The sequence below is a fragment of the Halorubrum sp. PV6 genome (assembly GCF_003990725.2).
In the GTDB taxonomy this organism is placed as follows: Archaea; Halobacteriota; Halobacteria; order Halobacteriales; family Haloferacaceae; genus Halorubrum.
In genome coordinates this window covers 2,534,911-2,557,271 of record NZ_CP030064.1, presented here as the reverse complement: position 1 = coordinate 2,557,271, position 22,361 = coordinate 2,534,911, and the positions used below count along the sequence as shown (strand labels likewise).

18 protein-coding genes are annotated in these 22,361 nt (G+C 68.0%); 6 read left to right on the top strand and 12 right to left on the bottom strand.

All coding sequences use genetic code 11. From position 1 onward, the window contains the following. Window position 1: 1 nt before the first annotated feature. Entirely contained in the window at window positions 2-1,159 is a 1,158-nt protein-coding gene (locus tag DOS48_RS26795; protein ID WP_244629402.1) for an ABC transporter substrate-binding protein, read from the bottom strand. Between the two features lie 404 nt (window positions 1,160-1,563). On the opposite strand from DOS48_RS26795, the gene DOS48_RS26790 reads away from it, so the two are divergent. Together DOS48_RS26790 and DOS48_RS26785 are read left to right on the top strand one after the other, a co-directional pair. Beyond that, the gene (locus DOS48_RS26790; RefSeq protein ID WP_127118635.1) at window positions 1,564-2,610 is read left to right on the top strand and encodes an AAA family ATPase; all 1,047 of its coding nucleotides are present in this window, start codon (window positions 1,564-1,566) and stop codon (window positions 2,608-2,610) included. 2 nt (window positions 2,611-2,612) lie between these two features. After that, window positions 2,613-3,245 carry a protein sorting system archaetidylserine decarboxylase gene (locus tag DOS48_RS26785; protein WP_127118634.1) on the top strand — a complete coding sequence of 211 codons (633 nt, stop codon included), beginning with the start codon at window positions 2,613-2,615 and terminating at the stop codon, window positions 3,243-3,245. A 49-nt stretch (window positions 3,246-3,294) separates the two neighbouring features. Here DOS48_RS26785 and DOS48_RS26780 read toward each other — a convergent pair whose 3' ends face one another. Together DOS48_RS26780 and DOS48_RS26775 are read right to left on the bottom strand one after the other, a co-directional pair. Then, the gene (locus DOS48_RS26780) at window positions 3,295-3,978 is read right to left on the bottom strand and encodes a haloacid dehalogenase type II (protein ID WP_127118633.1); all 684 of its coding nucleotides are present in this window, start codon (window positions 3,976-3,978) and stop codon (window positions 3,295-3,297) included. Window positions 3,979-4,070: 92 nt separating this feature from the next. Beyond that, the gene (locus DOS48_RS26775; protein ID WP_127118632.1) at window positions 4,071-4,853 is read right to left on the bottom strand and encodes a pirin family protein; all 783 of its coding nucleotides are present in this window, start codon (window positions 4,851-4,853) and stop codon (window positions 4,071-4,073) included. Window positions 4,854-5,055: 202 nt separating this feature from the next. Between DOS48_RS26775 and sod the strand changes: the two genes are divergently transcribed. Beyond that, complete coding sequence (sod, locus tag DOS48_RS26770; protein WP_127118631.1) at window positions 5,056-5,655, top strand: superoxide dismutase; 600 nt, start codon at window positions 5,056-5,058, stop codon at window positions 5,653-5,655. 117 nt (window positions 5,656-5,772) lie between these two features. Here sod and DOS48_RS26765 read toward each other — a convergent pair whose 3' ends face one another. The 6 genes from DOS48_RS26765 to DOS48_RS26740 form a co-directional block, all read right to left on the bottom strand. Then, window positions 5,773-6,741 (bottom strand): helix-turn-helix domain-containing protein, encoded by a 969-nt coding sequence (locus DOS48_RS26765; protein WP_127118915.1) that lies wholly within the window; start codon window positions 6,739-6,741, stop codon window positions 5,773-5,775. A gap of 83 nt (window positions 6,742-6,824) precedes the next feature. Further along, the gene (locus DOS48_RS26760) at window positions 6,825-7,640 is read right to left on the bottom strand and encodes a hypothetical protein (protein WP_127118630.1); all 816 of its coding nucleotides are present in this window, start codon (window positions 7,638-7,640) and stop codon (window positions 6,825-6,827) included. Next, entirely contained in the window at window positions 7,637-7,975 is a 339-nt protein-coding gene (locus tag DOS48_RS26755; protein WP_127118629.1) for a hypothetical protein, read from the bottom strand. Before DOS48_RS26755 ends, DOS48_RS26760 begins: the two co-directional genes overlap by 4 nt. Before the next feature lie 137 nt (window positions 7,976-8,112). Beyond that, entirely contained in the window at window positions 8,113-8,400 is a 288-nt protein-coding gene (locus DOS48_RS26750) for a hypothetical protein (RefSeq protein WP_127118628.1), read from the bottom strand. Further along, a complete protein-coding gene (locus DOS48_RS26745; RefSeq protein ID WP_127118627.1) occupies window positions 8,401-13,866 on the bottom strand; it encodes an LAGLIDADG family homing endonuclease in 5,466 nt (1,821 codons plus the stop codon). It lies immediately after the preceding gene. Between the two features lie 89 nt (window positions 13,867-13,955). Continuing rightward, window positions 13,956-14,318, bottom strand: coding sequence for a TRAM domain-containing protein (locus DOS48_RS26740; RefSeq protein WP_127118626.1), 363 nt, complete (start codon window positions 14,316-14,318; stop codon window positions 13,956-13,958). Window positions 14,319-14,490: 172 nt separating this feature from the next. On the opposite strand from DOS48_RS26740, the gene DOS48_RS26735 reads away from it, so the two are divergent. Beyond that, window positions 14,491-16,833: a DEAD/DEAH box helicase gene (locus tag DOS48_RS26735; RefSeq protein ID WP_127118625.1), complete on the top strand. Its 2,343-nt coding sequence runs from the start codon at window positions 14,491-14,493 to the stop codon at window positions 16,831-16,833. Between the two features lie 130 nt (window positions 16,834-16,963). After that, complete coding sequence (locus tag DOS48_RS26730) at window positions 16,964-17,728, top strand: endonuclease NucS domain-containing protein (RefSeq protein WP_193309442.1); 765 nt, start codon at window positions 16,964-16,966, stop codon at window positions 17,726-17,728. Between the two features lie 20 nt (window positions 17,729-17,748). Here DOS48_RS26730 and DOS48_RS26725 read toward each other — a convergent pair whose 3' ends face one another. The 3 genes from DOS48_RS26725 to panB all read right to left on the bottom strand — a co-directional run bounded on the left by DOS48_RS26725 (window position 17,749) and on the right by panB (window position 21,839). Continuing rightward, window positions 17,749-18,735, bottom strand: coding sequence for a tyrosine--tRNA ligase (locus DOS48_RS26725; protein WP_127118624.1), 987 nt, complete (start codon window positions 18,733-18,735; stop codon window positions 17,749-17,751). Window positions 18,736-18,828: 93 nt separating this feature from the next. After that, the gene (locus tag DOS48_RS26720) at window positions 18,829-20,877 is read right to left on the bottom strand and encodes a DUF460 domain-containing protein (protein ID WP_127118623.1); all 2,049 of its coding nucleotides are present in this window, start codon (window positions 20,875-20,877) and stop codon (window positions 18,829-18,831) included. A gap of 155 nt (window positions 20,878-21,032) precedes the next feature. Then, on the bottom strand, window positions 21,033-21,839 hold the full coding sequence (gene panB, locus DOS48_RS26715; protein ID WP_127118622.1) for a 3-methyl-2-oxobutanoate hydroxymethyltransferase: 807 nt from the start codon (window positions 21,837-21,839) through the stop codon (window positions 21,033-21,035). Between the two features lie 118 nt (window positions 21,840-21,957). Between panB and DOS48_RS26710 the strand changes: the two genes are divergently transcribed. Continuing rightward, on the top strand, window positions 21,958-22,356 hold the full coding sequence (locus DOS48_RS26710; RefSeq protein ID WP_127118621.1) for a DUF5822 domain-containing protein: 399 nt from the start codon (window positions 21,958-21,960) through the stop codon (window positions 22,354-22,356). Window positions 22,357-22,361: the final 5 nt, after the last annotated feature.

Here is a 22,361-nt window from a genome sequence, read left to right as displayed (position 1 = left end):
CTCAGTTCGACATCGCGTCCAGGAACCCCTGCGTCGCCGCGCCGACGTTGTAGGGTCCGGTGAACTCCGACGAGATGACTTCGTTGAGCGCCGTCATCGTCTGTGAGGTGGCGCCGAGTCCGTGCTGGAGGTTCGGCGGGCGGTACTCCGCGTTCGCGAAGTCCTCTGCCGTCTCCTGCAGGTACGGACCGAACTCGTCCATGCTCACGTCGGTCCGGGTCGGGATCGACCCCTTGAACTGGTTGAACGCGATCTGTGCCTCTGCGCTGCCGACGAACTCTAACCAGGTCTTCGACGCCTCCGGCGTCGGGTTGTTGCTGGGGTAGAGGAACGAGTCGAAGTGGAGGGTGTACATCCCCTCGGTGCCGGGGAACGTCTTGAAGCCCCAGTCGTCCTCGTAGTTGAAGTCCTCGGCGTTCCGGAAGGCACCGGCCGCCCAGTTGCCTTGGTGGATGAAGGCGGCGTCGCCGTTGATGATCTTCTGGTTCGACTGCGTGAGGTTCAGCGAGGCGGCGTCGTCGCTGATGTGGTTTTCCAGCATCTCGGCCGTCGTCTCGAAGGCCGACCGGACCGCGCTCTCGTCGCCGTCGCCCGCGAGGAAGTCCATGTACGGCTGGTAGCCGTTCACGCCGAGCATCACGGCGGCCCACAGCTGGGTGGTCGTCCAAGTGCCGGACATCGCGTGCGTCATCGGCACGGCGTCGGTCTCGCTCGCGACGGTCTCGAAGGCGCCGATGAGCGCGGAGGGACTGTCCAGCGAGTCCACGTCGATGCCGGCGTCCTCGACGACGGAGACGTTATAAAAGAGGCAGTTCAGGCGGTGCGAGCCGAGCGGCACGGCGCGATAGCTCCCGCCCTGCTTGTGGAGGTCGACGGCCTCCTGGACCATCACGTCCTCGAAGCCGTTCTCCTCCCAGACGTCGTCGACCGTCCCGAGGGCCCCCTCGTACCGTTCGAGGTTCGGGCCCGGCCAGTTGGCGAACGAACCGGGCGCGTCGTTGCTCTGCAGCCGGTTCGCGACGACCGCGTCGAGGTTCGCGTTCCCGCCGCCGCCGATCGGATTCATTTCGAGGCCGGTGTCCGGGTACGCCTCGTTGAACGCCTCCTCTAGCGCGTCGGCCGCGGCGGCGCCGTCGCCACCGGTCCATCCGTGGAGCACTTCGACCGGCGCGGAACTCCCGCCGCCGCTTCCGTCGCTCCCGTCGCCGCCGTCGCCACCGTCACTTCCGTCGCCACCGTCGCTCCCGTCGCCGCCGTCGCCACCGCCGGAACATCCGGCGATCCCCACGGTTGCGAGCGCGCCGGTGCCGGCCACGTAGTGGCGGCGCGTCAAGCGGCTGTCGTCGGATCGATTGTCGTTTGCCATGTACAATGGTGATCTATTCTCCCGGTATTTAACAGTTGGTGTTCTTTTACTTCGATTGTTAATAATTCCTTTATGGCGACCGGATCGGCGCGGCTCGCGGTTTCCGCTCCGGGACCCTCCAGCGACGGAGCCAACCCGACCGTACAGGCGGTGACCGAACCGACCGATTCTTGACCGCGTGGGCCCGCAAATTCGGTATGGAGGGACCACTGTGGACCGACGCGCACGCGCCGACGCTCGCCGAGATTCGGCAAGACGAGGCGCGCGAGCGGTTAGAGCGCGCGGTCGACGAGCCGATGAACATCGTCGTCCAGGGCCCGTCCGGCGTCGGGAAGACGGCGGCGACGCGGGCGCTCACGCGGGCCGCCCACGCGGATCCCGAGAGCGACCTGATCGAGATCAACGTCGCCGACTTCTTCGGACGAACGAAAAAAGAGATCCGGACGGACCCCCGCTTCGAGGGCTTTCTCCAGGGCCGCAGTCGCATGGCCAAACGCGACATGATAAATCGCGTTTTAAAAGAGTCTGCGTCGTACGCGCCGATGTCGGGCGAGTACAAGACGGTGCTCTTGGACAACGCCGAGTCGATCCGCGAGGACTTCCAGCAGGCGCTCCGCCGCGTGATGGAACAGCACCACCGGACCACGCAGTTCGTGATCGCCACCCGGCAGCCCTCGAAGCTCATCGCGCCGATCCGGTCCCGGTGTTTTCCGGTTCGCGTCCGCGCGCCGACCACCGACGAGACGATCGACGTCCTCGAAACGATCTGCGAGCGCGAGGGCGTCGACTACGACGCCGACGGACTGGAGTTCGTCGCCAGCGCCGCCGCGGGCGACCTCCGAGCCGCGATCCTCTCGGCGCAGGCCACCGCCGTCGAGGGCGACGAGATAACGATGTCGACCGCCTACGAGACCCTCGGCGAGGTCGGCGACGACGACGCGATCCGCTCGGTGCTCGTCGACGCGCGTGCGGGCGACTTCGCCGACGCGCGGGGGACCCTCGACGACCTGCTCGACGAGGGGGGGTACGACGGCGAGGAGCTGCTCCGTGAGATCCTCCGGGTCGCTCGCTCGGGCTCCGAGTACGGGGGTGACGACCTCGCACGGCTCCACGTCCTCGCCGGCGAGGCCAGCCTCGACCTCGTCGACGGCCTCGACGACCGAACCCATCTGGTCCACCTGCTCGCGTCGTGGGCCGCGGGCCGCACCGATCTCCGACCGCCGCTCCGCGAGGCGGGGGCGTAACGATGGCTCGAAACCCACCGCTCGCGGCGGTCCTCCCGTTCGACGTCGTCGACGACGCGTGGCGGCTGGCGCTCGTGCCCGCACTCGCCGCCGGCGCGACGCTACCCCTCCTCCCGCCGGTCGGGATCGGCCTGCTGGCGCTCGCGTTCGGCGTGCTCTGGTTCCACCGCGACCCCGACCGCTCCACGCCAGACGCCGAGGGAACCGTCGTCGCGCCCGCGGACGGGACCGTGAGCGTCGTGCGCGAGGAGGGCGAGCGGCTTCGCGTCGGGATATTCATGAACGTCACCGACGTGCACGTGAACCGCGCGCCCCTCGCGGGCACCGTCCGCGAGGTTCGACACCGGCCCGGCGCGAACCGCCCCGCGTTCGACAAGGAGTCCGACCGGAACGAACAGGTCGTGATCGACTTCGGGGCGTACGAGCTGCTGGTCATCGCCGGCTGGTTCGCCCGGCGGATTCACCCCTCGGTCGAACCCGGCGACACCGTCGACCGCGGCGACCGCGTCGGCCACGTGTCGTTCGGGTCGCGGGCGGACGTCGTCCTCCCCGCGGACGTCGACGCGGACGACCTCCTCGTGAGCGAGGGCGACTCGACGCGCGCCGGCGAGACGATCATCGCCGAGCGCGACTGAGCCCGGCGGCGGCGCGTAGACGACCACTTCGGAGGTCGAGACGCCCGACTCAGACACCGAGCGCGTCGGCCAGCTCGTGGATCGACGCGACCGTGCGGTCCGGCTCCCCCGCGAACGGCTCCCACGGCGTTCCCTTTCTGTCGACGCGCACCGCCTGCATCCCCGCGTTCGACGCGCCCAGCACGTCGAACCACCCCGCGGTGACGTGGACGACCTCGTCGATCGGCGTCCCGGTTCTGGCGGCGCCGTGGCGGTACAGCGCCGCCGCCGGCTTGAACGTCTCCACCTCGTCGGCGCTTATCGTGTCGGCGACGAGGTCTCCGATCCCCGCGTGTTCGACCATCGAGTCGAGCATCTCGGGGTTCCCGTTCGAGAGCACGTACGGCTCGTACCCCCCGTCGCGCAGGCGCTCGACCCCCGACCGCACGTCGTCGAACACCTCCAGTTCGTGGTACACCGCGAGGATCTCGTCGCGCTCGGCGGCCGACAGGTCGACGTCGTGAGCCGCCAACGCGTACGTCAGCGCGTCGCGGTTCATCTCGTAGAAGGGCTGGTAGGCGTCGACCGCGTTCGCGACGAACGTGTAGGCCAGCGACCGCGACCGCCAGAGCCGCGACACCGGTCCGGGGTCGGCGACGCGGTCGGCGAGCGCCGCCTCGGCCGCCTCCACGTCGACGAGCGTGCTGTACGAGTCGAACGTCACGGTCCGAACGCGGTCCGGATCGAGTGGCATTCCGTCCTCCCCTTTGGCGGCCCGCGTTATCATCCCTCGCTCGCGGCCGACCGTCGCACCTCGGCGGGCGCTACAGCGCGAATCGGCGGGCGCTACAGCACGAACGGTCCCTGCTGTCGGATCGGCTCCCCGTGTGGCCGCCCGGAGACGGCGACGAACTGGAACTGCCCCCCGTCGCTCTCGACCGTCACGTCTCGCGCGTCCGCGTTCGGAAGTACGTCGCCCGCGCCGAACTCGCGGGTCGCGTTCGCGTCACCACCGGCGTCGGCGCCGCTCACTGCGCCGCTCCCCTCGACGCCGTAGAGGAACCCGGACCACCCGTCGGGGACCGACCACGTCCACGCGTCGGCGACCCGGACGTCGAGGTACTCCATCGGCGTGTGCAGTTCGATCGGCGACCCTTCGCCGACGACGGTCGTGAGGGTCGCCCCGTCGAGGTCGGCCGTGGGGAGTTCGTCGGCGCTCGCGTCGACGTAATCCGGGTCCGCCTCCTTCTCCTCGCGGGGTAGGTTCACCCAGAGTTGGAGTCCGTTGCACGCCGTCCCGTCGGCGGGGAACTCGGAGTGTCGGATCCCGCTTCCGGTCGTGATCCGCATCGCCTCGCCCTCGCGGGCCGTGTGTTCGACCCCGAGCGAGTCCGCGTGGTCCATACCCCCCTCGATCATGTACGAGACGATCTCGAACCCCTTGTGGGGGTGCATCGGGAACCCCCGATCCGGGTCGATGTAGAACCGCTCGAACAGCACGAACGGGTCGAGGTTGTCGGGGTAGGCGTTCGTCGGGAACGCTCGGTCGGAGTTCACGCCCGTTCCGTGCCGGACCGCCTCGCCGGAGCGCGGCTCGACGCCGCCCGCGGCGCGCTCGTCTGGTGTCATAACCGATCTGCTGTGTCTGGCACTGATAAGCGTCGCGTCGGCGGTAGCCGAGACCTGACAGCGTGAGTATGTTCGTATTGTTTAAAAAGACTTTACGAGTGTTTCGGGCGCTCCGTGTCGTTTATAAATATCACAGAATGCTTACTGAAAAACGCTACAGAGAACGCTCTTGACCGTCCCGTGCGTGAGGTGGAGTGTAGACATGAGTTACGAACTCGATCCGCTCCCGTACGAGTACGACGCGCTGGAACCGCATATCTCCGAGCAGGTGCTCGAATGGCACCACGACACCCATCATCAGGGGTACGTAAACGGCTGGAACGCGGCCGAGGAGACGCTCGAAGCGAACCGCGAGGAACACGACTTCTCCTCGTCGAGCGGTGCGATCCGGAACGTGACCCACAACTCGTCGGGGCACATCCTCCACGACCTGTTCTGGCAGAACATGAGCCCGGAGGGCGGCGACGAACCCTCCGGTGACCTCGCCGACCGAATCGAGGAGGACTTCGGCTCCTACGAGGCGTGGAAAGGCGAGTTCGAAGCGGCGGCCTCCGCGGCGAGCGGCTGGGCGCTGCTCGTGTACGACACGTTCTCGAACCAACTGCGCAACGTCGTGGTCGACAAACACGACCAGGGCGCGATCTGGGGCGGCCACCCGATCCTCGCGCTGGACGTGTGGGAACACTCCTACTACCACGACTACGGCCCGGCCCGCGGCGAGTTCGTCGACAACTTCTTCGAAGTCGTCGACTGGAACGAGCCCGCGACCCGCTACGAACAGGCCGTCGAACGCTTCGAGTAGCGACTCAGCCCGCGTCGGCCCGACGCTGACCGACTTCCCCGAGGTATTCTACTGTCCGCCGGGTCGCTCGGCCCGCCCGGCGGTCGCTCTCGTCGCGCGAGCGACGCCGCTCCCCATTTACTCCACCAGCGTCGTCTCGATCACGTCCACCGACTCGTCGACGACCACGCGGAGTTCGTCGCCGTCGCGGGGAAGCGAGAGCCGAACCCGAAGCGGGTCCTCGGAGACGACCGCGGTCCGCTCGTCGCTCACACACCAGTCGAACCCCCAGAACGGCTCGGTGTTCAGGTCAACGCCGCGCTCGGAGAAGAACAGCAGCGTCTCCGCGTGGTCGAGCAGCGTGACGCCCACCGTCGACCGCAGCCGGTAGTTACACCGCCCGCAGACGTGTTCGACGGCGACGTCGAGGTCCTCCTCGTCGGGGTCGCGGACGAGCGTCGTCTCGACCGCGCCGGTACACTCGGGACAGACCCCGTCGGCGGCCAGACAGTAGTGGTGGCGGACGTAGTGGTGGAACGCCTGCAGCAGTTCGTCGGTCGTGCGGTCGTCCAGCCCACCGGAGGGGAAGGGGTAGCTCACCTGGATCGTGCCGCAGTCGGCACACCCCACGGTGAGGGTGTCGTCGACGTACCAGCCGTGGAGGTCGCCGTCGCAGTCGTAACACGCGCCCTCGACCGGGAAGAACCCGACCTGCGTGCGCTCGGTGAGCGTCCCGGTGAAGATGGCGCTGACGACCTTCCGGCCGGGGTACCGGAACTCGTAGCCGTCGTCGCTCCGCTTGACGAAGTGGCCGGTGAGCTGCCGGAGGTGGTAGTTGAAGTTGGCGCTGTCGCCGATGTCGACCCGTTCGAAGAGGTCGGTGAAACTCACCGGGGCCTCGTCGGCGCCGAGTTCGAGGAGGGCCCGAAGGATGTCGACACGGGTGTCGTTGCCGAGGGTGGCGAACACCTCCGCCGGCAACACCTGCGACTCCGTTCGGAGAGCGGCCGTCAGGTCACCGTTGGTTTCGGGTTCTGCCTCGGTCTCCGCTCCCGCGTCGGCCTCGCTCTCCGCCTCCGCGCCGGCGGTCCGATCGAACTGACTCACACCGGAATCACGCGGCACGTCCGGATAAACCCCGTCGAACGGGACGACGCGCTCTTCCCCGACCGCCCGCCGAACGCGCTCCGTCAGCGCCCAGGCTTCCGGCACGGACGGAGTACCGCCGCGTCGACCACCGACTCCGGCGCCGTCCCCCCGCGATCGGCGATCCACGCGACCGCCTCCGTGCCGAGCACGACCGGCCGCTCGACCCTCGCGAGTCGAACCGCCGCCAGCGACCCCGCGAGCGCCGGCCCGGCGTACCCCCCGAGCCGCTCGCCGGCGTCCTCGGGGTCGCCGCCCGGAACCGCCCCCAGCGCCTCGCGAAAGGCCGGGTAGACCTCCCGAGCGAGCTCTCGGCGGGCGTCCCGGCGGCGATTCCGGAGGCGGTCTCGGAGTTCGAGGCGTCGCTCGCGGGCGTCGCGGGCGTCGGCGGCCCGTTCGCGGGCGCGCCGAAGCGCCTGCTCGGCGGCGACGCGCTCGCTCTGTGCGACCGACAGCTCCGCGGCCGCCGACTCCAACTCGCCGAGGGCGTCGTCCGTCTCCGCTCCGGTCTCGCGGCGCGCCTGCACCCGTCCGCGCAGCGCGGCGACTCGTTCTTTCAACCGCTCTTCCTCGCCGCTCGCGGCCGCGACCCGGCGTCTGGCCGCGTCGAGGTCGACGGCTTCGATCTCGATCGCCGCGATGGCGTCGCTGATATCGACGAGTTCGTCCCTCACTGACGACGACAGCCCGCGCGTCCGAGCCGCCGCGGCGAGTTCGCGTCCGAGGCTCGTGCGGGTCGGAACGCGACCGAGCACGGCGGCCGGATCGGGGACTGCCGGTTCGGTCTCGGTGGCGGCGCCGCCGCAGTCTGGCGCTTCGCTCGCGACGCTCTCGCCGGGCCGTTCGCGCTGCCCGCTCACAGATCTTCGCCTCGCATCGTCTCCGGGTCCGGGTGGTCGGTCCCGGCGGCGAAAGCGGCGTACGGCGTCGACTTCGCGTCGCGGTTCGCGTACGCGCTCGCCGCCTCACGGACCGGCTCGTCGAGCGTGGCGAACTCGTTGAACGGCTCGGTCCGCTCTATCTGTACGTCTCCGCCGTGCGACGCTCGCAGTCGGAGCGCGAGAAACGCGGCGTACACCGTGGCGTCGAGAAGTGCCGCCCGTCCGAACCGTCGCACGACGACTCCCTCGTGGCGGCGACACAGGTTCCGGAGCGCGGTGCGGGCCACCGCCGAGTACGTCACGACCAGCAGCACGGACGCGGCTGATCGGTTTCGCCACTTACCGGTTCCGGACCGGAACGTTTCAGTCGCGTGTAGCAAAGCCGCCTCAGTCGGTCTCGACGAACCTCGGCGTCGCAGTCGGTCGTCCGTGGCCGCGTCCGCGGGGCGGTTCAGACGCGCTCGACCTCGAAGGTCGGCCCGTCGTCACCCTCCGGATCGAGGCCGTTCACCGCGAGGAGGCGCTCGCGGGCCGCCGGCGTCGAGGGCGCGACGACGACCGTCCCGTCGACCGGCTCCTCGCCGACCGCGCGGAACACGTCGTCGTCGCCGTCGAACTCGGTCGCGTACGTCCGGAGGACCGCCGCCACCCGTCGCTCGGTGTCGGCGAGGTCGGCGTCGCCGGCCTCGAACGCGCGGAGCGCGTCCTCGACGTTCCGTATCGCTGAGATCCGGTCCATCTACGTCGTCCGGAGGTGGCCCTGCTTGGGCTCGTACACCTCGCCTTTCGTGCGGAGTTTTTCGATCTCCTGTTCGGCTTTCGACGAGTCCATCCCGATCTCGTCGGCGCGGTCGAGCACCTCCTCTATCGGCGCACCCTCCTCGAACTCCGACTCGATGTCCGCGATCAGCGTCTTGATGTTCTTGATGCGGTCGCGCTGGCTCTTCGAGGTGCCCGTCTCGACGACGTCGGCGTCGAACTGCCCCGTCTCCGGGTCGACGCCGATGTCTTTGAGACACGACTCGACGATGTCGGTCGCGCGGTCGGCGTCCTCGCGCTCGACGGTGTCCGAGAGCCGGACCCGCGCGCTCGCCTCCGAGAGTCGGACCATCGCTTCGAGTTTCCGGGCGGTGACTGGCACCGGGGCGTCCTCGTCGGCCCCCTTCGAGCGCAAGTCGACGTAGAACTCCTCTATCAGCTCTTTCGCCTCCTCCGTCATCGTCGGGTAACAGGAGCGTTTCGCGTGGGCGATGTACTTTCTGAGCAGTTCGGCGTCGATCTCCGGGGCGACCTCCTCGGTCACCTCCGCAACCTGCTCGGAGGTGAACTCCGAGGTCGCCAACTCCTCGCGTTGGGTGTTCAACTCGCCGGCGTAGTTCGTCTTGATGATGTGTTTCGCCAGCCGGGAGTCGTGTTCCGGGTCCGGACTGTCCGTCACCGTGAAGATCAGGTCGAACCGGGAGATGAGCGCGGGCTCTAAGTCGATCTGCTCGCCGATCGGCTCGTACTGATCGAACCGGCCGTACTTCGGGTTCGCGGCGCCGAGGAGCGAACACCGCGCCTTGAGGGTGGCGTTTATCCCCGCCTTCGAGACCGAGATCTTCTGCTGTTCGAGCCCCTCGTGCATCGCGGAGCGGTCGGAGGAGTTGTGCACGACGAGCCCGTTCGCAACGAAATTGTGCGTCTCCTCGACCGTCAGGTCGTACACCTTCGGTCGCTCCCCGTCCTCGATCCGCGCCAGTATCGACCGCAGTTCCGCCTTCACCGCGTCGACCTCCGCCGCGACGGCCTCGCGCAGGTCGTCGAGACGGTCCGTTTCGACGGTACCGGACAGCCATCGCGACACGGTCGCTTGGCTCACGTCGAGTCTCGGCGTCACGGCCGCCTGACTGACGCAGTATGCGTCGAGCGCCGCCGACAGTTCCGTCCGCGTTTCGCCGACTGGATCGCGATCAAGTAGTTCGCGAGCCCGCTCTTCGGCCGTCTCCACCGGCCCCCCGATGACGTCTGCGAGACGTTGCCGGAGCACCTCGCCGCGGTGTTCAGTCGACTCCGGTGGCACCGTCTCGACCGACTCGACCCGTCGCCACTTCACGTCGCCACGGACGAACTCGCGAAGGTCGTCGAGGTCGGTCTCCGCGACTCTGGTGAGAATCTCTCGGAGCCGCTCGGTCACCGCCCGACGGACCTCGTCGCTGTCGCCCCAGTTGCGAGAAATCCGCTGTTGTGACAGCGCCGTCCCCTCGGCAAGATCGGACTGCGAGACGTGGTATCGGTGCCGAAGCTCCGAGAGCGTCTCCCACGTCAACTCCTCGTTCAGCCGACGCCGGTCCTCGTCGGCCCTCTCTCGTCGCTCCTCGAACGCTGTGAGGACCCGGCCGGCGCGGTCAAGCGAGACGTTCGCGTCCCCGCGCTCGAAGTCGTGGTACGTGACCGCGTTGAGGCCGCACTCGCGCTGGTGAAGCCGGAGCGACTCGCGACACCGTGCGAGCACGCCGTCGATCGCCGGGATCACGTCGAGAATCGTGCGATCCCCATCGGCCGAATCGACGACGCGGTCGAGCGCCTCGGCCTTTCGTGTGGCCGTGAATCCGACGAAGCGCCGGAACGCCGCGAGCGAGTCGGCGTCGGTCACCGTGAGGTAGTACACGTCGCGACCGCCGTTTCGCTCGCTCCGCTGGAGCTGACTCGACACGCCGAACTGTAAGAGGAGGGTCCGCGTGCCGCGGAGCAGGTCTCGGCTCGCGGACGCTATCCGAACGTTGCCGGCCGACTCGTCGACGTGTCCCTCGCTGTCGGCGAGCGCTCGGACGAACGCGGCCTTCGCCGCACGCCCCCCGGCCGAAACGGGAGCCGGGAAGCACTTCTCGTCGTACCGACCGAGGTTCATTCCCGCGTCGAGAACGGCGTCGGCGTGTTCCTTTCCGGTGACGCGGACCGTTTCGGCGCCGCCCTCGCGCTTCTCGCTCGGCGGACGGACCGGAGCCGCGTCGAACGCCTCGCGCGCCGTGCGTTCGAAGTCGTCTAATAGTTCCTCGTCGGTGTTGGTGAACCGGACGCCGTAGACGCCCTCGTCGCGGTCGTAGTAGACGTTCCCGTCGCCGGAGAGGTACCCGAGGACGCTCGCCATCGCGGCGCTGACCTCCCCGTCGTCACCGACGACCTCGGCGGCGTCGGCGGTACCTCCCGTCGCCGCCACCGCTCCCGCGCCGTCCGCCGCCTTCGTCGGAATCTCTCTGGGGACGTACACCCAATCGCCCTCGTCGAGCGCGGCCGCCTCGCACTCGGCGCGCTCTCCGCCGTCAAGGACGAAGAACGGGTGGTCGGCCGTCGCGGTCAGCGACTCGCCGGTCTCCATCGTCACTCGGGTCAGCTTCGAGGGCGCGTCGTACTCGTGGACCGAACGCACGGGACGTTCGACCAGCCGCCCGTCCTCGTCCATCGACCAGACGTCGAGGTCGACGTCGCGGATCTTCCGGCCGTTCGAGAGATCTTCGATATCGCCACTTTGGGCGGCCTCTCTCGCCAGTTCGTCGATGCGCTCGACGCGTCCGTCCGCGAGCGAGACCAGGGAGTCACCGGTGACGCAGTCCATCTTGTCCAGCTCGTCGACTGCCGCGATCCCTTTATCAGCTAAGACGAGCGCGCCGGCTTCGAGCGACCACTGCTGGCCGTCGCCGAAGTCGTCGCGGACGGCCGCCGCAGTTAACCCCGCCGCGCTGCTGCCTTTCCCGGACGTGTAAACCGATCTGGGGGCGATGTTCTCGACGTACGAGATCATCTGTGAGTTGTGTGAGATGACCCCGTTCGAGACGTAGTTGTGTGTTCCCTCGACTTCGAGATCGTACACCCAATCGTCTTCGGGCTCAACCTGCTCGATGGATTCGATCTGATCCCACCGAATATCTCCCTCGGCGAGTCGACGGAGTGCGGCAATATCGCTCACGGTGGAGCCGCCGTCTGTCTTCGCGAGAGCGTCGCTTTGAGAGTTGACCGGAGAGTGGCACGCGTCCTCAAACGCGTCGATGATCCGACCGAGTGCGTCTCGGCTCGGATTACGGTTCCCGGCCTCGTAGTGTCGGTACGTGTTCCGCGGGACACCGCACTCGTACTGCGTTAGTCCGAGGGAGTCACGCAATCGACGAAGCGTCGGACCGACGTTCGGGATCACGTCTACGTTCGTGTTCTGATCGGTTTCGAGATGCTCCTCCGCTGCGGACTGTTTTCGGTCAGTAACGAACCCGATTTTGGTCACGTAGCGGTCGAACTGTGCGCCGCTGATACGGAGCCGGTAGCTTCCGTCGTGCCGCTCGTGCAACTGGGACGTAATGCCGTGTTGAAGCAGGAGTGACCGAACTCCTTCCAAGAGCACCTCGCTCATCGACGCGACGGTTATCTCGCCTTCCGACGCAGAGACGTGCCCTTCTCCCTCGATGAATCCCTTAACGAAAGCCGCGGTGATTTCGTCAGATGCGCCTGCGATGCTCGACGGGACCCGCTGCTCCGCGGAGCTTTTCAGTAGTGCTTCATCGATCTCGTCGAGGAAACTGACAAACTCGCCCGCGGAACACAGCAACTCTCGCGCACTCTTCCTGTCGTGCGGCTCTCGGGTAGTCGTTTCGAGGTTGAGGTCCTGGAGCGTGCTGCGGGCGTCATCGAGGACCCCCTCGTCGTTGTTCGTGATCGAAACGAATCCCGAGTGATCGTCGCGTTGCTCGACGTAGCCCTCGGCAACGATGTATCCGACGAGCCGGGAGCACGCTGGTGTCCAGCGTTCGGGAGCGTCGAGACGGACGGCGTTGTGCGACTGCGCCCTTCGGAAATCGATGTCGAGCGCGTCGTTGGCGTCTACCTCAAGCCGGGTGGGTGTCGCTACGAACTCGCCTGCTTCCAGCTCCTCGGCGCGGACCGGAGCGAACTGTCCGTCCCGCTGGGTGAACAGCGGGTGGGAAGGCGTCACGTCGAGTTCACGGCCCGACGCCGTCTCGACCCGATACATCTCTGCTGGCGCCTCTCTCTTCCAGACTTTCGTCGCGCGGGAGGCCCCGACAGTGCCGTCCGCCTGAAGTGCGGGGACTTCGAAGTCAACACTGTCCCAGACGCCGTCGTCGACTGGCTTCGGATCGTCGAGGTTCCGCTCAACTAGTTCGCGTATCGGAACCTCTCGGCCATCGTTGAGGACGACCTTTGTGTCGCCACTGAGACACTTACCCGTACCCGGATCACCGATGAGAAGCATGTGCAGGTCGCCCCGGATCCGCGACCCGTCGGGGAGGTGTTTGGTGACGCCGGAGAACAGCTGGAGGATCATCGCAAGCTTCTCCTCCTCGTAGCCGTAGATGGCGGGCGCGATGGAGCCGACCATCGCCTCGTAGATATCCTCGCGGTTGGAGAGCTCGATGATTTCGCGTTTGTCCGCCTCGGTGATGTCCATGTCCTCGAACTCCTCGTCCTCGATGGCGATGGAGACGCCGTCCATGTACAAATCGAAGATGGCGGACTTCTCGTTGCCCTGCTCGACCTGCTCGATGTGGAGGACCCCGACGCAGGTGACGTGGTCGCCGGGACTCACTTTGCCCGTGATGTCGTCGACGATATCCACGTCGATGTTCTGAGGCGTCTCGCCGCCGCGGAGCCCCTCGGGCGACTCCTGGATGCGGAGCTTCTGTGAGTCGACGAACTCGGACTGATCGAAGTTCACCCGGAAGGGTCCTTGTCGTTCACACCCCTGACACTCGTGGGGCTCCTGAAACCCGCCGTCGCTCTGGGGAATGTACGTCATCGTCCCGCAGCGCTGACACTCGAAGGCGGCTTCGGTCACCTTCGGTCGCACGTCGGTCGCCTTGCGAACGATTCCCTTGATCGAGACGAGTCGCCCGATGTGGTCGTCGTGGACCCGAATACCGCGGATGTCGATCCCCTCGGGGAGGTTTTCGATCCGAACGTGTGCGCGTCCGAGGCTCACGTCGGCGGGGAGGTCGTAGAGCCGCAGCGCCTCCTCGGCGTACTCGCGCATCTGGTCCGGCTTCGTCCGAAAGTCCTCTGCGAGGTCGCGGTCGAACTGGAACAGATCGTCGTAGTCGATGTACAGCGAGCGCTGCTCGTTCGGGTATCGCTGTGCGAGGGTGCCGATCGCCTCGCGGTAGTAGTTGCGGTAGAACTGAATGAACCGCTCCGTGAGGTCCTGATTCCCGGCCTGAGCCATTACGAAACCACTTCGACGCCACCACGTATGAACTTCATGCTCGGGGCGGAGGTGGACAACCCCGAGCGCTCAGATCCGTTCCGGCGCTCTCACGCGCGTCCCACGAACGTCGCGTCGGCGGAGGTGCGCCCCTCGTTGAACGAGAGCACCTTCGCGCGGATCACGTCGCCCGGTTCGAGGCCACCCGGCACGTCCTCGGTGAAGAGGACGAACCCCTCGACTTTCCCGACGGCGACCTCCTCGCCCGAGTGGTGGTCCGTGAGTTCGGTGACGCCGAACTCGTAGGTCTCGCCGATATCGACGGGCGGGTCGCGCTTTTGGGCCGCCTCGTGTGCGCGCTTCGATTTTCGCGCCTCGGCGGACGGGCCGCGCAGCCGACGTATCACCACCGCGACGACGAGCAGGGCGATCACGGCGGCAGCACCGACGACGACCGGTGACGACGGGAGCATACGGGGCGGTCGATCCGCGGTGACGTAAACGTCCGGGTTCGGTGGCGACGCTCTCGGCTCTCCGCGGTCGCGGGCGACCACATGAGAAACGCCTTTGCTCTGGAAGCCCCCGTCTTGACGTGATGCGAACGACTCTCGGTCGCCGTCGACTCTCCCGCGGGCGTGGTCCGGCGTGAAGGTCGCCGACGCGGTGCCGGCGTTCGCCGACGCCTTCGGGTTCGAGGAGTTCAATCGGATGCAACGCGAGGCGCTTCCGGGGCTCTTAGAGACCGACCACAACGTGGTCGCCTCGGCGCCGACGGCCTCGGGGAAGACCGCGCTCGCCGAACTGGCGATCTGCAAGACGCTCTCGGAGGGCGGCACGGCCCTCTTCGTCGCGCCCCTCCGCGCGCTCACCAACGAGAAGGAAAGCGAGTGGGAGCGATTCGAGGACCTCGGCTACTCGGTCTACGTCGTCTCCGGCGAGCGCGACTTAAATCCCCGCCGCGCCGAGCGCGCGGACGTGCTCGTGACGACGCCGGAGAAGGCGGACAGCGCGACGCGCAAACACGACTCCGGCCGGTACTCGTTTATCACCGACGTGGACTGCGTCGTCATCGACGAGGTCCACTTACTCGACAGCGAGAAGCGCGGCGCCGTCCTCGAAGTCACCGTCTCCCGACTGCGCCGGCTTCAGGACCCCCGCGTCGTCGCGCTGTCCGCGACGATGCCGAACGTCGGCGACGTCGCGGAGTGGCTTGACGCCCCCGCGGAGACGACCTACGAGTTCGGCGACGACTACCGCCCGGTCGACCTCGAAACGGGCGTGAAGACGTACTCGCACGGCTCGAACGCCTTCGCGGACAAGTACCGCCGACTCTACCGCGCGCTGGATCTGGCCGAGCCGCACGTCCGCGAGGACGGGCAGGCGCTCGTGTTCGTCTCCTCGCGACAGGACACGGTACAGGCCGCGAAGAAGGCCCGTGACGAGATCACGGACCGCGACATTCCGATCGATTCGCGGGGCGACTACGACTTCCACAACGAGGCGAAGGAACTCACCAACGACACCCTCCGGCAGTCCGTCACCGACGGCGTCGGCTTCCACCACGCCGGGTTAGGGAAGTCGGACCGCGACCGCGTGGAGGAGTGGTTTAAACAGGGGAAGATCAAGTTCCTCTTCTCGACGTCGACGCTCGCGTGGGGGGTGAACCTCCCCGCCCGCTGTGTGGTTATCCGCGACACGAAGTACCATGACCCGCTTGAGGGAGAAACTGACATCTCGCCGCTCGACGTGCTCCAGATGCTCGGGCGCGCCGGCCGCCCCGGCTACGACGACGTGGGATACGGCTGGGTCGTCTGTGACCGCGCCGACGCCGACACGTATCGGTCGCTTTTAAAAGAGGGGAAGCCGATCGAGTCGCGGCTCGCCGCGGAACTGGAGTCACACCTGAACGCGGAGATCGCGATGGGAACCATCCGCGGGCTCGAAGACGTGATGGAGTGGTTAGAGACCACCTTCTACTACGTCCGCGCCGAGTCGAAACCCGAGAAATACGACTTCGCCACCCTCCGTGACCGCGTCCGCGGCACCCTCGAATCGCTCGTCGACGACGGGTTCGTCGCGGCCGACGACGACCTCGCGATCGAGCCGACCGCGCTGGGACGGCTCGCCTCGAAGTACTACCTGCGACTCGACACCGCCCGCCGGTTTAAACGGCTCGCGGACCGGGAGACGCTGACCGTCGACTCGGTGTTGGCGACCGTCGCGGCCGCCGGCGAGTTCGACTCCGTCTCCGCGCGCGCGGCCGAGTCGGACGCGATCGACCGGATCCTCGACGATCGCGACACCGACTTGGCGGACGGCCACCGCAAGGTGTTCGCCATTCTCCGCGCCGGGATGGCCGACTCGATCCCCTCGGATCTGCGCTCGGACGCGTGGGTAATCCGCCAGAATGCGCTCCGCTTACTCGCCGCGCTCTCGGAGTTCCTCGACCGATTCGCCGGGCCGCGCGCAGCCAATCTCGCGTGTCGCGTCGAGGCCCGCGTCGAACACGGCGTCTCGCGGGAGGCGGTCGCGCTCACCGCGATCGACGGCGTCGGCTCCGGTCGCGCCGAACGCCTCGCGGACGCCGGGCTCACCTCCCCCGGCGACGTCGTTGACGCCGGCGCTGACGCGCTCGAAAACGCCGGCATGAGCGGGTCGGTCGCCGACCGGATCGTCGCCGCCGCGCGCGACTGCCCGCGGATCGATGTCGACTGGGGCGAGTTCCCCGACACCATCGCCGTCGGCGAAAACGAGATGTGCGAGGTCGCCGTGGCCGCGGTCTCTGGAAGCGCCCGCGCGGGGATCCGAGTCACCGTCAACGACGTGGAGATGTCGTCGACGACGACGTATCTCGACGGGGAGACGACGGTCCCCGTCGGCGTGTTCGGGCCGCCGGACGCCGACGAACTCGAGTTCGTCGTCGAGGTCGCGTTCCCGGACCTCCCGCTGATGCCCGTCAGGGCGACGCGGACGGTTCGGGTGGCGTAGGCCGCAGTCCGCCGAACCGGTTCTCGCGAACCGTCGGCGCCGACGAGCGGTCGTGACGCAGCGCCGCCCTGTATCCCATTTAAACCCCGGCTCCGACCGCTTAAGACCCATACTGGCCCCATCCGGCCGTATGCCCGAACGACTCCGTGTGTTCGCCGGCGACTGTCGAGTGACCGAACGCGGCGACCGCTCCCGGACCCACCGGGGGCGCGTCGTCGTCATCGTCAAACCCGACGACACCACGCTCGTCCACGACGCCGACGGCTACCAGCCGGTCGCGTGGCTCACGCGCCCCGAGAGCGTCGTCGTCGAAGGCGACGGGGACGGCTTCTCCGTGACCGCCCGCGACGGCTCGCGTCGGCTCCGCGTCGTCGCCGAGACGGCCACCGCGGACCGCGCGCTCCCGGTCACGGAGGCCGGTCTGCCGGTCGGGACGTGCCCTGACGACGGCGGGGTTTTGATTCGCTCGCGCGGCGACGTGGTCTGTCTCGACTGCGAGCAGCGGTGGGGGCTCCCGGCCGGCGCGAGCGTCACCGACGGAACCTGCGACGACTGCGGGCTCCCGAAGATTCGAATCGAGCGCGGCGAGCCGTTCCACCTCTGTCTCGACCCCGCCTGCGACCCCATGGCGACCGCGGTCAGCGACCGGTTCTCCCGCGTCTGGGACTGCCCGGACTGTGAGGGAGCGCTCACCGTCCAGTCTGCGCCCGGCCGCGTCTATCTCGCCTGCGAGAATCGTCCGGCGTGTGAGACGACCTTCTCGATTCCGTCCGGCGTCGTCGTCGACGAGTGCGACTGCGGGCTCCCCGTCTTCGAGACGGCCGCCGGCCGCGGCTGTCTGGACGGGACCTGTGAGTACGGGGGACACACAGCAGACGGGAAAATTAGCGGCTGAACGACGTATAACGCGGCTACCTACTCGGCCAACTGTTCGCGACCCGGCGCGATGAGCCGGTCGAGGTACTCGGCGAGCGCCCCCTTCGCGTCGGCGGGATGGAGCTCTCCGGACTCGAGATCGTCCTCTAACTCGTCGTACGCGCCGTACGCCAAGTCGCCGCCGTACTCCTCGGGGCGCTCGACGACCACGGTCTCGAACCGCGGGAACACGTGGTACTCGAACACCTGCAGGACGGGGTTCTCCCTCTCGCCGCCGTCGTCGGCCGGTTCGGGGTCGGCCGTCGGCGGACAGTACGCGTCGTTCACCTTCGATTCGATGTCTGCGCGGGAGTCCTCCATCGAGATGGTGACGCCCTCGCTGGAGGACATCTTCCCGCGACCCGTCCCCAAGTCGGCGATGAGCGGGGTGTGGAGGCTCGTCGGCGGCTCGCGATCGATGCTCGGCAGCACGTCGCGCGCGAGCATGTGGACCTTCCGCTGTTCCATCCCGCCGACCGCCAAGTCGACGCCGAGGTACGGGATGTCGAGCGCCTGCATCAGCGGGTACACCGCCTGCGACACCTTCACCGAGTCGCCGGAGGTGATCTCCGCCATCGCGCGCTCGGCTCTCGCGAGCGTCGTTTCGAGCTCTAACGAGTGGAGATCCAGCGTGTAGTCGTCGTCGAGTTGGAAGTCGGAGCCGAGAACGAACTGCGTGTTCGACTCGTCGAGCCCGTACGCGATGAACTGGTCGCGCATCCGCTCTGCGGTGTGGCGGATCTCCTCGAAGGAGCCCTTGTCGTTGAGGTAGGCGTGTACGTCGGCCAAGAGGACCGTCACCTCGAAGCCGGCCGCCTGGAGGTCGATGAGCTTGTTCGCGGTGAGCATGTGTCCGATGTGGAGAACCCCCGAGGGCTCGTAGCCGACGTACGCCCGCTTTCCGTCCGGGTCGTCGGCCAGCGCCTCGATCTCCTCCTCGGTGACCACCTCGGCCGCGTTCCGGGTGATCCGCTCGTAAGCGTCCATAGGCACGACTGCGCGGTTGTCGGACATATGACTTCTGGAAGCGTGCGCGCGGCCGGCGGCGGTGGCGGTCGCCCCGACACGCCGCCACCAGTCTTACTCCTCGGTCTCCGGGAGCGTTCGCCCCGCCCGGTGCTCCGAGATGATCCGGTCGAGGTGCTCCTGTTTCTCGGCCTTCCGGCGGCGCTCGGCGCGGCGCTCCCAGTCGTCGAGGGCGGCCACGACGGCCTCCTCGCTCGCGACCGCCAGCTCGTCGACCTCGCGCACGGGGACCGCGTCGGCCGGGAGCACCGGCACGTCGTGGTCGAAGAGGACCTGATCGGCCACCTCGGAGAGGTTTCCGTCGCGGATCACGGCGCGCGGCTCCGTCTCGGCCAGTCGCTCCGCGGTCCGCCGCCCGGCGCCGGAGGCGTCGCGCAAGTAGACCACGTCGCCGGCGACGAGCCCGTACTCTTCGTCTGCGGTTTCGATGGCGTCGAGCGTGAACTGCTCGACGACTTTCACGCTCACGAGCCCCCGGTCGTCGGCCACGTCGTCGAAGTTCGAGTGGTCGAGCCGCCACAGCTCCTTGAGCGTCTCTACCTTCGTTTCCAGCGTCTCGACGGTCTCTCTCGCCTCGTCGCGTTCGCGTTCGAGCCGGTCGGTCTCGCGTTCGAGCCGCGAGACGGCGCGACGGGTTCGCGCCTCGATCCGCTCTTCGCGTTTCGCCTCCTCTAACTCGCCTTCCAGTTCCGCGATCCGCTCGTCGCGCTCGTCGAGGTCGTCTTCGAGCGACTCCGCGTGCGACTCCAGCCGGTCGACGCGCTCGCGGAGTCGCCGAATCGTCTCCTCCTCTTCGGTCCGCTCGGGCTCCGTGGGGTCCGTCTCGTCGTCGCTCCCGCCGCCGTCGCCCCCGTCGCCGTCGTCGTCGTTCAGCGACTCGATCACGGCCTCGACGGACGACCCGCCGGCGACGACGCCGGCGATCACCGCCTCGCGGTCGAGCCGGGGCGGGGTCTTCGCGGCGATCCGTTCGAACTGGTCTTCGTGGTCGTCGTAGGCGTACAGCGCGGCCGCCAGCGCGTCGCGCTCGTGGTCGTTGTCGTAGTTCGCCTCGCGGGTTCGGTGGAGTTTTTCGTCCACCGGGAGGTCGGTCGTCGGCTTCCACCCGGCGGCGTCGAACGAGCGCCGGAACTTCTCGACGGTCTCCGGCATCGGCTCCACGTCGGCGGCGACGATGATCGGTCGGCCCTGCTCGACGATCCATTCAGTCACGTCGGCGGTGTCGGACGTTCGCGAGGAGTAGAGCGCGTGGACGGTCCCGTCGAGGCCGACGACTGCGGCCGCGGTGGTCGTCCCCGGATCGATCCCGACTATCACCCGGTCGCGCCGCTTGACGAGGGGCTCGTACTCGATCCCGTCGCGCCGCTCGCGCTCGACCTCGACGCGGACGTCGCCGGCCCGCGAGTTCGACACGGGGATGTCCTCGGGACGGGCCTCGACGGTGAACGTCGCGTTCGCGTAGCCGCCGTATTTTTCGGTCACGTCGCGCTCGAACGAGAGGTTCGCCTCCTTCAGCTTCGACTGGACCTGCCGGGTCCGCTTCCGGACGTTGCCGTGGATGCGCCGGGTGTACCGGTCCTGGCTCCATCCGCCCTTCCCGGTCGACCGCCCGCGGGACACCTTCACCCGCGTCTCGTCGGTGAACGCGGTCACCTCGTGGCCGACGTTGGCGGCCGCGAGCCGGGCGGACGCCTCCGCCTCCTTCATCGGCTCTTTCCCGTACGGGATGCCGTGTCTGGAGGCGACCCGCGAGAGGGGTTCGGGTCGCTCCGCGCCGGTCACCTGCACCAGTCGCGTGCCGTCGGGCAGCGACCGGAGGAAGCCGACGAGCTCCCCCTTGTCCGCCGCCAGCTCGTAGGCGTTGTCGGTGGCGACGTACAGCGGCTCGCGGTCGTCGATCAGCCGACAGAGCTTCCGGAACGACACCACGTCGCGGGTGATCCGCGCCATCGGGCCGTCGGCGTCGGGCGCGTCGGGGTCGTCCTCGTCGACGGGGTCTAAGATCACGAGGGCGTAGGAGGGGTCGTCGCCGCGAACGTCGCCGCTGTGGACGTCGACGCCGAACACCGGCCGGTCGCGGGCGCGGATGGTCCGGGTTGTCACGAGTTCACGTAGGCCGTTGGCGCGTATATACCCCACGCCGGGTGCGGCGATTTCGACGCGGGACCCGGTTCAGCTATCGCCGACCGAGCGGGCGGTTTCGCTCCGCGACCGCGACACGGTATATAAACCCCCGCGAGCGCGGGACTCCGATCGGCTCAGTACAGGTCTTCGAGGTCCGACTCGACGTGTGAGTGCTCCTCGGCCGGGAACTCGCCGCTCGTCACCGCGTCGCGGTACGCTTCGACCGCGTCGCGCATCTCGCCGCGCACGTCGCCGAACTGCCGGGAGAAGGGCGGCGACCACTCGCCCAGTCCGACCGCGTCGTTGATCACGAGGACCTGGCCGTCGCAGTCCGGGCCTGCACCGATACCGATCGTGGGGATGTCGAGCGCCTCCGTCACCGCCCCGGCGAGGTTCGCGGGAACGTGTTCTAAGACGAGCGCGAACGCGCCCGCTTCGGCGTGAGCGCCCGCGAGGTCGATTATCTCCTCTGCGGCCGCCTGATCAGTCCCCTGTCGTGTGTACCCGCCGACGCGGTTGACGTGTTGGGGGGTCAAGCCGAGGTGCGCCATCACCGGAATCCCGATCGCGGTCATCCGCTCGGTCATCTCGACGGTGTGTGGGCCGCTCTCGATTTTCACCGCGTCGGCATCGGCCTCTTTTAAAAGGCGTCCGGCGTTGCGCACCGATTCCGCCTCGTCGACGCCGAACGAGAGGAAGGGCATGTCGGCGACGACCAGCGCGTCCTCGGTCGCGCGGGCGACCGCGGCGGTCCGGCTGGCGACCTCCTCGAAGGTTACGGGCAGCGTCGAGTCGTAGCCGAGCGCGGTGTTGCCCATGCTATCGCCGACGAGCACCACGTCGATGTCGGCCTCGTCGATCACCGCCGCCGTCGGGGCGTCGTAGGCGGTCAACATCGTGATCGGATCGTCGCCCTCCCGCAGTCCCCGCGTCGTGGTCATATCTCGACTACAGCCGGGCGACCGGGTAAAATTGGCGGGATCAGGAAATCTGACCGGCACAGTGCTCTCCCGGTCGCGGACCGTCACCGATTTGCACGTTCGCCACGAACCGCTCGTCGTGCAACCCGTCGAGCGGGCCGAGTACGAGGGAATCGACTACGGCTGGGTGATGCAGACGACGTTCGTCCTCACCATCCTCGTGGGGGCGCCGGTCGTCGCCGTCCTCTCCGCGTTCGTCACCCTCGAATCGTGGTCGGCCCGCGCGGCCTTCGCGGTCAGAGTCGGCGCGCCGATCTGGTTTCTCACCGCCGTCGCCGTCGCGCTCTACGCGCGCCGGACCGACGCGGGCGACGGTAGTTCAACGGACGGAGACGCCGCCAGCCCCGACCTCGACGGCGGGGACGCCACCTCCGCCGACGACAACGTCGATAGCGACCCGACCGCCGCCGACACCGCCGTCGACGAGACCGAACCCACTGGTCCTACCGACAAATCCCCCCCGACAGAAGAGCCGTAATCCGC

Bases quoted from the DNA above. Each gene is read 5' to 3' on its own strand.
- DOS48_RS26790 (WP_127118635.1), top strand. From the start codon at position 1,564: ATGGAGGGACCACTGTGGACCGACGCGCACGCGCCGACGCTCGCCGAG.
- DOS48_RS26785 (WP_127118634.1), top strand. From the start codon at position 2,613: ATGGCTCGAAACCCACCGCTCGCGGCGGTCCTCCCGTTCGACGTCGTC.
- DOS48_RS26780 (WP_127118633.1), bottom strand. From the start codon at position 3,978: ATGCCACTCGATCCGGACCGCGTTCGGACCGTGACGTTCGACTCGTAC.
- DOS48_RS26775 (WP_127118632.1), bottom strand. From the start codon at position 4,853: ATGACACCAGACGAGCGCGCCGCGGGCGGCGTCGAGCCGCGCTCCGGC.
- sod (WP_127118631.1), top strand. From the start codon at position 5,056: ATGAGTTACGAACTCGATCCGCTCCCGTACGAGTACGACGCGCTGGAA.
- DOS48_RS26750 (WP_127118628.1), bottom strand. From the start codon at position 8,400: ATGGACCGGATCTCAGCGATACGGAACGTCGAGGACGCGCTCCGCGCG.
- DOS48_RS26745 (WP_127118627.1), bottom strand. From the start codon at position 13,866: ATGGCTCAGGCCGGGAATCAGGACCTCACGGAGCGGTTCATTCAGTTC.
- DOS48_RS26740 (WP_127118626.1), bottom strand. From the start codon at position 14,318: ATGCTCCCGTCGTCACCGGTCGTCGTCGGTGCTGCCGCCGTGATCGCC.
- DOS48_RS26730 (WP_193309442.1), top strand. From the start codon at position 16,964: ATGCCCGAACGACTCCGTGTGTTCGCCGGCGACTGTCGAGTGACCGAA.
- DOS48_RS26725 (WP_127118624.1), bottom strand. From the start codon at position 18,735: ATGGACGCTTACGAGCGGATCACCCGGAACGCGGCCGAGGTGGTCACC.
- panB (WP_127118622.1), bottom strand. From the start codon at position 21,839: ATGACCACGACGCGGGGACTGCGGGAGGGCGACGATCCGATCACGATG.